This window comes from Polynucleobacter sp. 39-46-10, from assembly GCF_002282275.1.
Window position 1 is genome coordinate 1 of the sequence record NZ_NCJB01000457.1, and the last position, 1,510, is coordinate 1,510.

Below are 1,510 nucleotides of genomic sequence, written 5' to 3' on the forward strand. Positions count from 1 at the left end.
AAGGGATGTCTTGAAGGCCGTTTTGATGCGATGATAACCGCGCCTATACAAAAGAGTGTTATCAACGAAGGCAATGTTTCAAGTGACGACTTATTTACTGGACATACTGAATATCTAGCTCAGCTTTGCCATCAAGAGCATGTTGTCATGATGTTATGCGCAACATTACCATCAGGTTTTTTAGGTTTGCAGAAAAGTCGCGACCTCCGAGTGGCTTTAGTTACAACCCATTTACCTTTGAGAGAAGTTCCCGGAGCGTTAAATCAACAGCATCTTTTGGAAACGATTCAGATTGTCGATCAGGACTTGCGGACAAAATTTAGCATTGCTAAGCCTGTGATTCGGGTGGCAGGACTTAATCCTCATGCAGGTGAATCAGGCTACCTCGGTCGTGAAGAAATTGATGTCATTGAACCTGCTATCAAAGCTGCTAAAGATCTAGGCATTCAGGTGAGCGGCCCTTATCCTGGTGATACGATGTTTGATGCTAAAGCCTTAGATAGCGTAGATGCGTTTATTGCGATGTATCACGATCAGGGTCTGGCGCCTTTTAAGTTTGTGAGCTTTGGTGGTGGAGTGAATGTCACCTTAGGCTTGCCGGTTATCCGGACTTCAGTAGATCATGGCACAGCTCTAGACCTTGCTGGTAAGGGTTTAGCTGACTCAGGTAGCATGTTGGAGGCTTTGCGACTTGCCTATCAATTGGCAGTAAATATCAAGAGCAAAAAGAATTTAAAAACATGACGCATCGCGCTCGTAAACGATTTGGCCAAAATTTTCTGCAGGATTCTGGAGTAATTTACTCCATTATTGCTGCGATCAATCCTAGTGAAAATATGCATGTGATTGAGATCGGTCCCGGCCTTGGCGCACTGACAATACCTTTATTAAATAACCTAGATCATTTAGACCTTCTAGAGATTGATCGAGACTTAGTCTCGTACTGGAATCAAGAGAATCTCAAGGGCCTCAATGTCATCGAGGGAGATGCACTCAAGTTTGATTTCCTCGAATGGGCAAACTCGCGTCCAGCTAATAGTGGCCTGTGTAAGGTAGTTGGTAACTTGCCTTACAACATTTCCTCCCCATTACTCTTTCATCTTGTTTCTGCTGCCCATGCGATTGATGAGCAGGTATTCATGCTCCAAGCTGAAGTGGTTGAGCGTATGGTCTCTAAGGCTGGCGGTTCTGAGTTCAGTCGACTATCCGTCATGTTGCAAGCTCGCTACGATATGGAGCAAGTTTTAGAAGTCCCGCCCGAAGCTTTCGACCCACAACCCAAAGTCAATTCAGCGGTCGTACGCATGATTCCGCGACGGGATTTCAACTTAAGTGATCCGCAGTGGCATACCTTGGAAAAAGTCGTGGCCGCAGCGTTTTCTCAGAGAAGAAAAATGCTACGCACCAATCTATCGGCTTTTGCAGATCGACTCTCTCTCTCTGAATCTGGATTAAAAGCGCGTGCTCAGGATATTCCGGTGGGGCGCTATATTGAGTCGGCTCAAACTTT

General features: G+C 45.6%; 2 protein-coding genes. Both read left to right on the plus strand.

Translation table 11 applies throughout. The features are described 5' to 3' along the window. A partial coding sequence (pdxA, locus tag B7X71_RS16745) for a 4-hydroxythreonine-4-phosphate dehydrogenase PdxA (protein WP_293601570.1) occupies positions 1-744 on the plus strand: 744 nt, incomplete at its 5' end. Further along, a partial coding sequence (gene rsmA, locus B7X71_RS16750; RefSeq protein ID WP_293601571.1) for a 16S rRNA (adenine(1518)-N(6)/adenine(1519)-N(6))-dimethyltransferase RsmA occupies positions 741-1,510 on the plus strand: 770 nt, incomplete at its 3' end. The genes pdxA and rsmA, both read left to right, overlap by 4 nt.